The following is a 12,885-nucleotide window of genomic DNA, read 5'->3' as shown; positions in this document are numbered from 1 at the left end:
CCGTTGCGGTACGCCGGTCCGTTCCGGTCCGCCGGGCGTCCGCAGTCCGGTCCGGCGTCTCATATCCCGGAGAGCGCTGTCCAGATCTTGGATCCGGGGCGTAACCTCGGGATCAGCTGCGGTATGGCACCGCCGCCGTACGTCCGTATCCCGAGGGAGTGACCACCGTGCCCGAGCTGAGGTCCCGCACCGTTACCCATGGCCGCAACATGGCGGGCGCCCGCGCCCTTATGCGGGCGTCGGGCGTAGCGAGCGAGGACATCGGCAAGCCGATCATCGCGGTCGCCAACTCCTTCACCGAGTTCGTGCCCGGCCACACCCACCTCGCCCCGGTCGGCCGGATCGTCTCCGAGGCGATCAAGGCCGCGGGCGCGGTGCCCCGGGAGTTCAACACCATCGCGGTGGACGACGGCATCGCCATGGGCCACGGCGGCATGCTGTACTCCCTGCCGTCCCGCGACCTGATCGCCGACTCGGTCGAGTACATGACCGAGGCGCACTGCGCCGATGCGCTGATCTGCATCTCCAACTGCGACAAGATCACCCCGGGCATGCTGATGGCGGCGCTCCGCCTGAACATCCCCACGATCTTCGTCTCCGGCGGCCCCATGGAGGCCGGCCGCGCCACGCTGGTCAACGGCACGGTCCGCAAGCTCGACCTGATCGACGCGATGGTGGACGCCTCCAACGAGAACGTCTCCGACGAGGACATCCTCCGCATCGAGGAGAACGCCTGCCCGACCTGCGGCTCGTGTTCCGGCATGTTCACCGCCAACTCGATGAACTGCCTGACCGAGGCGATCGGCCTGTCGCTGCCCGGCAACGGCTCGGTGCTCGCCACCCACACCGCCCGCAAGGCGCTGTACGAGCGCGCCGGCGCCACCGTCGTCGAGCTGGCCAAGCGCTACTACGAGCAGGACGACGCGTCCGTGCTGCCGCGCAACATCGCCACCCACGCCGCGTTCGAGAACGCCATGGCGCTGGACATCGCGATGGGCGGCTCGACCAACACCATCCTGCACCTGCTGGCCGCCGCCCAGGAGGCCGGTGTCGGCTACGACCTGACCGACATCGACGCGGTCTCCCGCCGCGTCCCCTGCCTGGCCAAGGTCGCCCCGAACGTGGCCCCCGGCGGCACGTACTACATGGAGGACGTGCACCGGGCCGGCGGCATCCCCGCCATCCTCGGCGAGCTGTACCGCGGCGGGCTGCTCAACGAGGACGTGCACACCGTGCACGCCCGGTCGATCAAGGAGTGGCTGGACGCCTGGGACGTCCGCGGCGGTGCGGCGACCGAGGAGGCCGTCGAGCTGTGGCACGCCGCCCCCGGCTGCAAGCGCTCGGCGACCGCGTTCTCCCAGTCCGAGCGCTGGGAGACGCTCGACACCGACGCCGCGAACGGCTGCATCCGCGACGTCGCCCACGCCTACTCCGCGGACGGCGGCCTGGCCGTGCTGCGCGGCAATCTGGCCGTGGACGGCTGCGTGGTGAAGACCGCGGGCGTGGACGAGTCCATCTGGACGTTCGAGGGCCCGGCGGTGGTCTGCGAGTCCCAGGAAGAGGCCGTCGAGAAGATCCTGAACAAGCAGGTCACGGCCGGCGACGTGGTCGTCATCCGCTACGAGGGCCCCAAGGGCGGCCCCGGTATGCAGGAGATGCTCTACCCGACGTCGTTCCTCAAGGGCCGCGGGCTGGGCAAGTCCTGCGCGCTGGTGACCGACGGCCGGTTCTCCGGCGGCACGTCGGGCCTGTCCATCGGCCACGCCTCGCCCGAGGCGGCCTCCGGCGGCACCATCGCGCTGGTCCGGGACGGCGACCGGATCCGCATCGACATCCCGAACCGCTCGATCGAACTCCTCGTGGACGACGAGGAGTTGGCCGCCCGCCGGGAGGCCCTCGGCGGGGTCTACGCCCCGGCGAACCGCGAGCGCAAGGTCTCGGCCGCGCTGCGTGCCTACGCCGCGATGGCCACCAGCGCGGACAAGGGCGCGGTCCGGGACGTCAGCAAGCTGGGCTGACCGCGCGCCGGCACGGGCCGGCGGCCGCCGGGTATGCCGGGCATCCCCCCTTCCTGCCCCTTTCCCGCCAGGGGAGGCGCGGGTAACCTCCCCTTGACGCACAGTCAGGAGTCGGGGAGTTGGGGGATGGCTGTCCGGATTGCGCCACGATGGCGCGAAGTCGCGGTCCACGGGACGTGTGCCCGAATTGTGGTTATACGCAGTGAGATACTGGCGGCATGATGGCTGACAAACCTGGTCCTGCCGAGCCTGGACCCGCTGACGCGCTGGCTGCGGTCACCGCGCACGTCTGCGAGTGCGGCGCCGTCGTGGAAGGGCTGTACGGCCGCTGGGCGTGCACGGCCTGCGGACGCGTGTCCCCCTACCTGGAACCGCCCCAGGGCTGGCAGGCCGAACCCGGCTACGCCGACTGGAAGTGAGCGGAGCGCAGCGCGGCGAAAGGGCGGCGGCCCCCGGTCCCCCGGGGGCCGCCGCCCTCGCCCGTTCCGGGCCCGCCTGCTGCCCCGGCCCGCTCAGATGCTGAACCCGCCGTGCCGGACGGCCCCGATGAACGCGTCCCAGGCCGCCGCCCCGAAGAGGAGCGGGGTCCGGCGGGGGTCCTTGCTGTCGCGCACGGGGACGAGGGCGGGGGCGTCGTGGCCGTGGGTCGCGACCTCGACGCAGGCGCCGCCGTCTTGGTTGCTGTGGCTCGACTTGTGCCAGGTGGCGGTGCTCAGGTCGATGGCTTGCACGGGGCTTCCTCCGGTGTGTGGTGGCCGCGGCCCGCTCAGGCGCCGAACCCGCCGACCCGGACGGCTCCGATGAACGCCCCCCAGGCCGCCGCCCCGAAGACGAGCGGCGTCCGGCCGGGATCCTTGCTGTCGCGCACGGGGACGAGGGCGGGGGCGTCGTGGTGCTGGCGGTGGCCGTGGGTTGCGACCTCGACGCACTGGCCGCCGCTGGTGTTGCTGTAGCTGCTCTTGCGCCAGGTGACGCCGTTCAGGTCGATGGGTCGCACGGCATTTCCTCCAACATCCGCAGGATGAACTTGAGCGACTCTGCAGGGGGCAGGGCGAGGTCGCGCATCGCATCGTACCTACGTTGTAGGTCGTCAACTGAGGCGTTTTCTTCACCAGTTCACCACGCAGGTCATTCTCGGTGTAGGCGACTGTGCGCCCATCTGTCAGCAGGAGTTCCGGCGTCCCGTAGTAGTCGTCCAGGGCGCGGACCACGTCGGGGCTGCCGAGGGTTTTGCCGCTCTCCATCTTGCCGAACAGCGACCAGTCCCAGCCCAGGCGTTCGCCGAGCTGGCGGAGGCTGATGCCCTTCTGGCGGCGGAGCAGGCGGAGTTCCTCGGCGAAGCGTTTGCGGGGTTCCTGGCTGCGTCCGGTGACCGCTCTCCTCGGGGGCAAGGGACCCTCCTCCGTGGCAGGTGTGGAATGGGTGGCCGAGGCGTGGAAACAACAGCCCGATCGAGGCATTTGCCGGGGCCTGCTGGTGCATGCTCGTAATGGCCGGAATACGCAGCGTAGTCGCGGTCCGGCGGATCAGGCAGGGAAACGGCAGAAGGAGCAGCCCCGTGACGATGGACCAGATCGCCGAAGCCGAGGCGGCGCGCGACGAGTTGGCCGACGCGCTGGAGCGGAACGGCATCGTGCTGCCGTCGCTGTCCGTCGATCCGCTGTCGTACGGCAGCCAGCCGCCGCGGCCGCTGATCGAGCTGGGCCGCTGCAACCCGCAGACCGCGCGGAAGCTGGCCGCGGCCATCGGGGGACGGGGCGCCCGCTCATGACGGCCGGCCTGCCCGCGAAGGGCGAGATCGTGCGGGACCGGCTGCGGGACCGGGTCGGGCGGGTCATGGACCACGAGGGGGAGTGCGTCCAGCTCCGGCCGCTCGGGGGCGGGGTGGAGTGGGACGCGGATCCGGCGGACATCGAGCCGGTCACGGTGTCCGCGGCGCTCAGCGGCCATGTGGCGGAGCTCAACCGGCAGAGTACGCGGCCGGCCTGACGGCCCGGTGCCCCCGCGAGGGCACCGGACCGGGGCGGGTCACCAGCGGGCCGGGTCGGTGGTCGCCGCGCCGAAGACGGTGCCGTCGGGGGAGGCGGCGTAGATCCGGCCGTGCGCGGCGTCCAGGCAGGGCGCGGGCACGGCCTGGAGGAAGCCGTTGTGGCGGGTGGCGGTGAGACGGGGCGGGGTCTGGCCGAGGAGGGCGCCGGAGGTGGTGTCCACGGCGATCAGGCGGCCGTCGGCGGCGGTGAAGTAGAGGCGGTCGCCGGCGGCCACGGGGGCCGAGCCGCGGCTCACCGAGGTCTCGGTGTCCCACGTCCGCTCGCCGACGGCCTGGAGGGCGCCGCCCTCGGCGAGGAGGTAGGCGGTCTCGCCCTGGACGGTGGCCGCCACGCCGCGGAGCGGGGCGGCCAGCGGGAGGCGGCGGGTCCGGCGGGTCGCCGGGTCGTAGCGGAGGACCGCGGCGGTCACGTTGTCGTAGGTGGGGTCGCCGACGGTGAGGAAGAGGGCGCCGGAGCGGGTGGGCCCGGCCAGGGTGAGCGAGCCGGGCAGGCGGCGGGACCAGTGCACCGAGCCGTCGGCCGGGTCGATGGCGGTGAGCTGGGTGGCCGGGGCCGGGCCGGTGGTGCCGGTCTCGGCGGCGTAGGCGGTGTGCGGGTCGCCGTAGGCGGTGAAGCGGGGCAGCCGGTGGCCGGGGAAGCGGGTGCGCCAGCGCTGCCGGTGGGTGGTGGTGTCGAGCGCGGTGACGGTGCCGTCGGCGGCGGTCAGCAGGATCCGGTCGGCGACCACGGCCGCGCCGCCCTCGTAGGGCGAGACGTCCATGCTCCAGCGGAGCGCCCCCTTGCCGTGTGCCGACGGGTCGAGGGCGAGCAGGCGCCGGCCGTCGGCGGCGAAGGTGTAGAGGAGGCCGCCGGAGAGGACCGGGGCGGTGGGGGAGACGGCGCTGCGGGCCGGACCGGCGGCCTCGTGGCGCCAGGCCACCTCGCCGGTGCCGGGGGACAGCCGGGCCGCCGGGAGGCCGGACTGGCCGCAGAAGACCGCGCCGGCGCCGGCCGTGCAGTACGGCATCTCGGCGGCGTAGCCGGCCGGGCGCTCGACGAGCGTGGTGCGCCAGGAGTGGAAGGTGGTGCGCGGGGTGCGCGGGGGGTGGGTCTGGAGGGCCGGGTCGTCGTCGGCGCCGGCGGTCAGGGCCCAGGCGCCGGCGGCGCCGAGGACGAGGACGAGGGCCGCGGCGGCACCCAGGAGGCGGCGGCGGGAGCGGGCCGGGCGCCGGGCGGGCCGGGGCTCCGGAGGGTCGGGCAGGGCCGGGCCGGCGGCTGGGGTTCCGGGGGCGGCGGGTGTGGCGGGTGTGCGGGGTATGCCGGGTGCGGCGGGGTCGGCCGGGGCGGCGGCCGGGCCGGGGGTGCGGGCGCGGACGTGGGTGGTCTCGGCGCGGGCCGGCTGCCGCTGGGCGGGGACCCGGACGGCGCCCGGGACGGTCTCCGGCAGCGCGCCGCCGGGCGGGCGGGCGGCGGCCGGGAGCGTCATCGGGGCGTCGGTGCGCAGGAGTTCCATCAGGCGGCCCGGCGTCGGGCGGTCCGCCGGGTCCTTGGCCAGGCAGCCGGCGACCAGCGGCACCAGCGCGTCCGGGACGCCGGAGAGGTCCGCGTCGTCGTGCACCACCTGGTACGCGACCAGGTACGGGCTGTCGGAGTCGAAGGGGCCGCGCCCGGTGGCGGCGTGCACCAGCACCGACCCCAGGGCGAAGACGTCCGCCGCCGGGCCGACCTCGCGCGGCCGCTGGAACTGCTCGGGCGCCATGAACGGCGGGGTGCCGATCAGCTTGCCGGTCTCGGTGCGCATCTCGCTGTCGGACGGCCGGGAGATCCCGAAGTCGATGACCTTCGGGCCGTCGGCGGCGAGCAGGACGTTGCCGGGCTTGAGATCGCGGTGCACCACGCCCGCGCGGTGGATGTCGCGCAGCGCCTCGGCCAGGCCCGCGCCCAGCTGCCGCACCTCGGCCGGGGCCAGCGGGCCGTTCCGCTTCACATGGTCGGAGAGGGTCGGGCCGGCGATGTGGAGGGTGGCCATCCAGGGGCGTCCGGCGTCCGGGTCGGCGTCCACGACGGGGGCGGTGAAGGCGCCGCTGACCCGCCGGGCGGCCGCCACCTCCTGCCGGAACCGTCCCCGGAACTCCGGGTCCTGGGCGAATTCGGCGTGGATGACCTTGACCGCGAGCAGCAGTCCGGAGGAGGACCGGGCCAGGTGGACCACGCCCATGCCCCCGGAACCCAGCCGGGCCTCCAGGCGGTACTGCCCGGCGTATTCCGGACGTTCCGCTTCCGGGCCGGGCCCGGACTCGCGCAGCGGCGGCATCGTTCCACCCCCGTGTCGTCGCCATGCCATGCGGTCGCGAGTGCGACGCGCGGAGCCTAGTCGATGGCGCGGTCCGGACGGGTGAGGCTTGCTAGCGTGCCGCCCACGGGTTTCGCACGCATGCCCGGGGGAACGGCCGCCCGGCAGCGGCGGGCGCCCATCGAGAACAACGGGGGGATTTCCGATCATGAGCACACAGGACGCACAGGCTCTCGCCGCCGGGGTGACGTACCCCGTCGCGCCCGGTTACCGCGTCAACGTCCGCCAGGGGCCCGGCACGGACACCCCGGTGGTCCGGCAGCTGGCGGCGGGCGCCCGGGTGGAGATCCGCTGCCAGCGCCGCGGCCAGTGGGTCACCGGCCCGTACGGCACCTCCAACATCTGGGACAACATCGGCCCCGGCCAGTACGTCTCCGACACCTACGTCCACACCGGCAGCGACGGCATGGTCGCGCCCACCTGCATGGGGTGAGGCCCGGCCGCCCCGGTGCCCGGAAGCCGGCATGCCTCCCGGGCACCGGGGGCGTCCGGGGACAACCGGGGCGTCCGGGATAATCGACGGCATGAGCGACGCGCAGCGCACCGTGTCCCCGGGCGGCCCGGAGCCGGAGGAGATCCGTTTCTTCGGCACCACCTGGGTCGAGCACGACGGCGGCTACGCGCTGCGCCGGGCCGCGGTGGCGGCCGGATCGCTGGTGCTGGCCGCGGCCGGGGCGCTGGTGCTGCGGTTCGCGTTCCAGGGCCTGACGATCGCCGCGGTCGGCTCGTTCGTCAACGTCCTGGTCGTCGCCGGCTTCGCCGTGTGCAGCGCGCTGGCCTTCCGCCGCACCTGGGACGGCTTCCTCCGGCGGCCCGGCGCGGCGGCCGACAGCGCGGCCGACCGGTCGGCGCAGAGCCTGCTGCTGATCGGCTTCATCGGCTCGCTGCTGGCCTACTTCTGCCGCAGCCTCGTCGAAGCGCCCGGGGAGCAGCTCCGCCGCGCCGAGTACGAGGCGGCCCTCGAACGCCACGCCCGCCGCCGGGGGACCCGTACGGGCAATCCGGCGGCGCGCGGGCCGAAGCCGAGGAAGCGCCGCTGAGGGCACGGGCGGCGCGGCCCCCGGCGCGCCCCGGGGACCGGCGGGGCCGGACCCGGTGACGGCCCGGGGGCGTCAGGTCCGGTGACGGCCCGGGGACGTCAGGGCCGGCGGGCGTAGCGCTCGGCCATCGCCCGGAAGACCTCCCGCGGCTCCCAGTCCTCGGCCGCCGCCTCCCCGCCGGCCATCCCCACCACCCCGTACGAGCCGAGGTCGCCCGCCGCGTCCGCCCGGCCGAACGCGGCGAAGGTGAACCACAGGGCGGTGTCCACCCCCTCCGCCTCGAAGACGTCGAGCAGCTCGCCGAAGTACCGCACCTGCTCGCCCTCGTCGCGCACCGCGCCGGCCGGCGGCGCCCAGGCCATCCCGCCCAGCTCGCCCGCGCCCCGGTACGGGCAGGTGCCGAATTCGGTCACCGCGACCGGCTTCCCGTGCGCCGCGTGCCCGCGCAGCTCCTCCCGGAAGGTGGCGGCGTTGTACGAGGCCCGGTAGGCGTCCACCCCGACGAGGTCGAACGGCGCCCAGTCGACGTCCTCCCAGGGGCCGGAGGCGTAGGTGATCCGGCCGCCGAAGCGCTCCCGGACGGCCGCGGCCACCTCGGCGAGGAAGCCGTTCAGCCGCTCCTGGACCGGGCCCAGCGACTGCCACCAGGCCAGGTCCGCGGTGCTCATCGCCCGGATCCGGTCGTCGTAGGTCTCCCCGGGGAGGAACCCCTTGCAGAACATGCTGGTCTCGCACCCCGCGACGAAGACCACCTCGGCCCCGCTCCGGCGGACCTCCTCCGCCCGCCCGGCGCACTCGGCGAAGAACGGGAGCAGCTCCTCGGGGGCGAGGTCCACCGGGAACGGCGCGAACCACACCTCCAGCCCGGCCTCCGCCGCGTACCGGGCCGCGGTGCTCAGCCGCTCCGGGCGCCCGCCCGAGACGCGGACCGCGTCGCAGTGCAGTTCCCCGGCGATGACGGCCATGTCCCGCCGCACCGCCGCCTCGGTGAAGACCTTCCGCGAGAGCTTGTCCCCGGGGAGGAACCCGGTGTCGTAGTTGATGCCGCGCGCACGCATGGCGCCGCCTCGCTTCCCCCGTCGCTCCGGCGGCCGGTGGGCCGCCCGGCGGCCGCCCACCGGTCGCTGCGCGCCATTCTGCGGCAGACCCCGTGGCGGACCGGGCAGGATGGGCGCGTGCGGCGCCAGGAGCGCGGGCGGGGACCGCGGGCGGCGCGCGAGGGAGGCGGGGCACATGGCGGCGGAGGGCACCGGGGCGGCGGAGGGCACCGGGGTGGCCGGGGGCGCGGCCGAGCGGCTGGCGCGGTTCGAGGAACTGCGCGGACGGCTGTGGGGCGTGGCGTACCGGATCACCGGGACGGTCAGCGACGCCGAGGACGCCGTCCAGGAGACCTGGCTGCGCTGGCAGGCGCTGCCCGACGACGCGCCGGTGGCCAGCCCGCGCGCCTTCCTCACCACCGTGGTGAGCCGGATCTGCTACGACCTGCTGGGCTCGGCCCGGGCCCGCCGCGAACTGTACGTGGGGCCCTGGCTGCCCGAGCCGCTGCTGGACGGCGCGCCGGGCCGCGGACCCGCCGCCCCCGGCCGCTCCGGCGCCCCCGACGGCCCCGAGGACCGGGTCACCCTCGACGAGTCCGTGAGCATGGCGCTGCTGACCGTCCTGGAGCGGCTCACCCCGGCCGAGCGCACCGCCTTCGTCCTGTACGACGTCTTCGCCGTGCCGTTCCCGGAGATCGCCGAGGCGGTGGGCCGCACCCCGGACGCGGTCCGCCGGCTCGCCTCGCGCGCCCGCCGCCGGGTCCGCGCCGAGGCCCCGCGCCGCACCGTCGACCGGTCCGAGCACCGGCGCACCGTCGAGGCGTTCCTGGCGGCCGTGACGGGCGGGGACTTCGCGGCGCTGCTCACCGTCCTGGACCCGCAGGTGGTGTGGCGCTCGGACGGCGGCGGCAAGGTGACCGCCGCCCGCCGGCCGGTCCTGGGCCGCACCAAGGTCGCCCGCTACGCCTGGGGCGTGGTCACCGGCGGCCTCGACCCGGCGACCGTGCGGCTGTCCGTACGGGACGTCAACGGCGCCCCCGGCATCGTCTTCACCGACCCGACCGGGCGGTTCCCGTCCGGCGTCCTCGCCTTCACGGTCCACGCCGGCCGGATCACGGAGGTGGACGCCGTCCTCAACCCGGACAAGCTGGGGCAGTTGAGGGCGGAGACCGGGGCGGGGGCCGCGCCCGGGGACGGGACCGCGCCGGGGACGGGGGCCGCGCCCGGGGCGGGGGCCGGCCGCTGACCACAGGGCCGGCCACCGGCCACCGGCCGCCGGCCGTCGCGCAGCCCGGCCCCCCGGCCGGCCCCCCGGCCGCCCGCCCGGTGCTCAGCCCCGGCGCGCGGGACCGTCACGCGTCGTACTCCCAGTCCGGCTGCCCCTCCCCGTACAGCCAGTCGTCGAACAGGTCGGTCAGATCCTCGTCCGTCCGGTCCTGGCAGAAGGCGATGAAGTCCCCGGAGTCCGCGTTGGCGTGCCGGAACTTCGCCGGCCACTCCTTGAGGATCGCGAAGAACGCCTTGTCGCCGACCGCGTTCCGCAGCTGCTGGAGGACCATCGCGCCGCGCTCGTAGACCGGCGTCCCGGTCACGTCCTCGGCCGACTCCGGCTCGCCGGGCGGGAAGTCCCAGCGCGCCTGGTCCTCGTCGCTGTCGTAGAGCGCGTCGAACTGCTCCTGCGGGGTGCGGCCGCCCTCGCGCTCCTCCCACAGCCACTCCGCGTACGTGGCGAAGCCCTCGTTGAGCCAGGTGTCCCGCCAGGTCTTCGGCGTCACCGAGTCGCCGAACCACTGGTGCGCGGTCTCGTGCACCACCGTCGCGGTGTCCGGCGCCCCGGCGTACACCGGCTTGGTCTGGGTCTCCAGCGCCACCCAGTCGATCCGCGGCGGGGTGTGGTCCACGATGGCGCCCGCCGAGGAGAACGGGTACGGGCCGAACAGCTCGGTCCCCCAGGCCAGGATCTCCGGCAACCGGGACAGCGGCTCCTTGGCGGCCTTGGCCTCCTGGGGGTCGACGGCCACGTAGAGCGGCAGGCCCTGCGGTGTACGGGACTCCTGGACGTCGAACGTCCCGATGGTGGCGGTGGCGAGGTAACTGGCCATCGGCTCGGCGCTGTGCCACGCGTAGGTGGTCCGCCCGCCGGCGGTCCGCTTCGACCGCAGCTCCCCGTTGGCGATCGCGGTGTAGCGCTCCGGCACGGTGATCCGGAAGTCGTAGGCGGCCTTGTCGCTGGGGTGGTTGTTGCCCGGGAACCACGTCATCGACCCGGCCGGCTCCCCGCTGACGAACGCGCCGTCGGCGGTGGGGACCCAGCCCTCCCGCGCCCCGTCCGCGTCGGTCATCTCCTGCGGCGTCCCCCGGTAGCTGACGGTCGTCCGGAACGTGTCGCCCTTGCCTATCCGGCCGGCCGGCCGGACCACCAGCTTGTGGCCCGTCCGGCTGAACCCGGCGTCCCGCCCGTCGACCCGCACGCCGGTGACGGTCATGCCCTGGAGGTCCAGTTGGAACGTGCGCAGGTCCTGGCCCGCCCGGGCGGTGATCGCGGCCGTCCCGTCCAGATGGCGCCGGGCGACGTCGTACGCGAGGTCGAGGCCGTAGTGGCTGACCCGGTAGCCGGCGTTGCCCAGCTCCGGGAAGAGGGGATCGCCCAACCCGCCCCGGCCCACCGCCCCCTTGGCGGCCGTGCTCCCGGGCGCCGCGGTACGTCCGGGCGCCGCCGTGCCCCCGGGCGAGCAGGAGGACAGCAGCAGGGCGACGGACAGCGCGGCGACGGCACCGCAGCTGCGGAAGGGGCGGCGATTCACGGCACTCCTCGGACCGGGCACGGGCAACGAACACAAGTTCCCCGACCCTACGGCCCCTTCTCCCCGCGCGACCGCTCCGTTCCGGCTGTCCCGCCCCCGGGGCGACGGCCAGGACAACCCACTCCTGGCGCCCCCTCCGCAGCCGCACCCCCACCCGGCGCCCCCCCCGGGGCGCGGGCCACCGCCACCGGGACCACGACCGATCCGGCCCTCTCATAGGTCCCCGCCCGCCGGCTCGGTGCCTGCCGGGCCGGTGCCTGCCCGCTCCGTGGACACCCCCCGCACCCCGCCGCCCACCGGTGCGAGGATGGCCGGGAACCGACCACGCACCACCGGCGAGGTGAACGCATGACCCAGAAGGTCGCCGTACTCGGCACCGGAAAAATCGGCGAAGCCCTGCTCAGCGGCATGATCCGCGGCGGCTGGGCGCCCTCCGACCTGCTGGTCACCGCCCGCCGCCCGGAGCGCGCCGACCAGCTCCGCACCCGCTACGGCGTGGCGGCGGTCAGCAACGCCGAGGCCGCCGAGGCCGCCGACACGCTGATCCTCACCGTCAAGCCGCAGGACATGGGCGCCCTGCTGACCGAGCTGGCCCCGCACGTCCCCGCCGACCGCCTGGTCATCAGCGGCGCCGCCGGCATCCCGACCTCCTTCATCGAGGAGCGGCTGGCCCCCGAGACCCCGGTGGTACGGGTCATGACCAACACCCCGGCCCTGGTCGACGAGGCGATGTCCGTCATCTCCGCCGGCACCCACGCCACCGCCGCGCACCTCACCCTCACCGAGGAGATCTTCGCGACGGTCGGCAAGACCCTGCGCGTCCCGGAGTCCCAGCAGGACGCGGCCACCGCCCTCTCCGGCTCCGGCCCGGCGTACTTCTACTTCCTCGTCGAGGCGATGACCGACGCCGGCATCCTGCTCGGGCTGCCCCGCGACAAGGCCCACGACCTCATCGTCCAGGCCGCCATCGGCGCCGCGGTGATGCTCCGCGACAGCGGCGAACACCCGGTCAAACTCCGCGAGAACGTCACCTCCCCCGCGGGCACCACCATCAACGCCATCCGCGAACTGGAGAACCACGGCGTCCGCGCGGCCCTCATCGCCGCCCTCGAAGCCGCCCGCGACCGCAGCCGCGAACTGGCCTCCGGCAACACCACCTGACCCACCCCCAGGCAGGGCGTCGCCTTCCCCCTGCTGCCTCGCAGGGCGTTGGCCTCCCCCTGCCGCCCGGCGGTGCGTCGCCCTCCCCCTGCCGCCCGGCGGTGCGTTGACCTCTCCCTCCGGGCGGCGGGGCGTTGCCGTCCTCTTCCCCCGCCGCCCGGCACCGGAATACCTCCCGCCCTCCTCTCGTTGTGGACCCGCAGGGGGCCCTCGCACCCCCTACGGGATTCGTTCGCCTCCCCCCTACGGGCGCTGCCCCCCACCAGGGCTCCGAACGGACGCCGCCCTCCGCCCCGGCCCCACCCCAGCCGCCCCGCAGGGGTTTGATGCACCTCACCCACTCGTGTAGTGTTCTCCGAGTTGTCACGGAGCCGACGGCCCCGGGCAGCCATCCCGCCGCATCGCGGCAACCCACTACTGCACGGCCTCCTCAACGGGACTG

Annotated in this window: 12 protein-coding genes and 2 pseudogenes; 8 read left to right on the top strand and 6 right to left on the bottom strand. The window is 74.9% G+C overall.

Going from position 1 to position 12,885, the window contains the following annotated elements:
* Positions 1-167 precede the first annotated feature (167 nt).
* Complete coding sequence (gene ilvD / locus MUU72_RS30285) at positions 168-2,018, top strand: dihydroxy-acid dehydratase (protein WP_248016620.1); 1,851 nt, start codon at positions 168-170, stop codon at positions 2,016-2,018.
* A gap of 218 nt (positions 2,019-2,236) precedes the next feature.
* Positions 2,237-2,437: a hypothetical protein gene (locus MUU72_RS30280; protein WP_248016619.1), complete on the top strand. Its 201-nt coding sequence runs from the start codon at positions 2,237-2,239 to the stop codon at positions 2,435-2,437.
* Between the two features lie 93 nt (positions 2,438-2,530).
* Here MUU72_RS30280 and MUU72_RS30275 read toward each other — a convergent pair.
* The 3 genes and pseudogenes from MUU72_RS30275 to MUU72_RS30265 form a co-directional block, all read right to left on the bottom strand.
* Positions 2,531-2,713 (bottom strand): annotated as a pseudogene (locus tag MUU72_RS30275) (DUF397 domain-containing protein); the annotation flags it as partial.
* 71 nt (positions 2,714-2,784) lie between these two features.
* Positions 2,785-3,015: a DUF397 domain-containing protein gene (locus tag MUU72_RS30270; protein WP_248016617.1), complete on the bottom strand. Its 231-nt coding sequence runs from the start codon at positions 3,013-3,015 to the stop codon at positions 2,785-2,787.
* Positions 2,997-3,409 (bottom strand): annotated as a pseudogene (locus tag MUU72_RS30265) (helix-turn-helix domain-containing protein). Before MUU72_RS30265 ends, MUU72_RS30270 begins: the two are co-directional and overlap by 19 nt.
* 173 nt (positions 3,410-3,582) lie before the next feature.
* On the opposite strand from MUU72_RS30265, the gene MUU72_RS30260 reads away from it, so the two are divergent.
* Entirely contained in the window at positions 3,583-3,789 is a 207-nt protein-coding gene (locus tag MUU72_RS30260) for a hypothetical protein (RefSeq protein WP_248016650.1), read from the top strand.
* Positions 3,786-4,007: a hypothetical protein gene (locus MUU72_RS30255; protein ID WP_248016616.1), complete on the top strand. Its 222-nt coding sequence runs from the start codon at positions 3,786-3,788 to the stop codon at positions 4,005-4,007. Before MUU72_RS30260 ends, MUU72_RS30255 begins: the two co-directional genes overlap by 4 nt.
* Before the next feature lie 39 nt (positions 4,008-4,046).
* Here MUU72_RS30255 and MUU72_RS30250 read toward each other — a convergent pair whose 3' ends face one another.
* On the bottom strand, positions 4,047-6,362 hold the full coding sequence (locus MUU72_RS30250; protein ID WP_248016615.1) for a serine/threonine-protein kinase: 2,316 nt from the start codon (positions 6,360-6,362) through the stop codon (positions 4,047-4,049).
* Between the two features lie 187 nt (positions 6,363-6,549).
* On the opposite strand from MUU72_RS30250, the gene MUU72_RS30245 reads away from it, so the two are divergent.
* Both MUU72_RS30245 and MUU72_RS30240 read left to right on the top strand, forming a co-directional pair.
* Entirely contained in the window at positions 6,550-6,834 is a 285-nt protein-coding gene (locus tag MUU72_RS30245) for an SH3 domain-containing protein (protein WP_248016614.1), read from the top strand.
* Between the two features lie 91 nt (positions 6,835-6,925).
* A complete protein-coding gene (locus MUU72_RS30240; RefSeq protein WP_248016613.1) occupies positions 6,926-7,441 on the top strand; it encodes a hypothetical protein in 516 nt (171 codons plus the stop codon).
* Between the two features lie 98 nt (positions 7,442-7,539).
* Here MUU72_RS30240 and MUU72_RS30235 read toward each other — a convergent pair whose 3' ends face one another.
* A complete protein-coding gene (locus MUU72_RS30235; protein ID WP_248016612.1) occupies positions 7,540-8,499 on the bottom strand; it encodes a glycoside hydrolase family 113 protein in 960 nt (319 codons plus the stop codon).
* A 175-nt stretch (positions 8,500-8,674) separates the two neighbouring features.
* On the opposite strand from MUU72_RS30235, the gene sigJ reads away from it, so the two are divergent.
* Complete coding sequence (gene sigJ, locus MUU72_RS30230; RefSeq protein WP_248016611.1) at positions 8,675-9,724, top strand: RNA polymerase sigma factor SigJ; 1,050 nt, start codon at positions 8,675-8,677, stop codon at positions 9,722-9,724.
* A gap of 106 nt (positions 9,725-9,830) precedes the next feature.
* On the opposite strand, the gene MUU72_RS30225 is transcribed toward sigJ, so the two are convergent.
* Positions 9,831-11,282 (bottom strand): M1 family metallopeptidase, encoded by a 1,452-nt coding sequence (locus tag MUU72_RS30225; protein WP_248016610.1) that lies wholly within the window; start codon positions 11,280-11,282, stop codon positions 9,831-9,833.
* A 348-nt stretch (positions 11,283-11,630) separates the two neighbouring features.
* On the opposite strand from MUU72_RS30225, the gene proC reads away from it, so the two are divergent.
* The gene (gene proC, locus MUU72_RS30220; protein WP_248016609.1) at positions 11,631-12,443 is read left to right on the top strand and encodes a pyrroline-5-carboxylate reductase; all 813 of its coding nucleotides are present in this window, start codon (positions 11,631-11,633) and stop codon (positions 12,441-12,443) included.
* The last annotated feature ends 442 nt before the right edge of the window (positions 12,444-12,885 follow it).

It is taken from the genome of Streptomyces rhizoryzae, assembly GCF_023155275.1.
Taxonomy (GTDB): Bacteria; Actinomycetota; Actinomycetes; order Streptomycetales; family Streptomycetaceae; genus Streptomyces; species Streptomyces rhizoryzae.
This window is presented reverse-complemented; position numbering and strand designations above follow the sequence as displayed.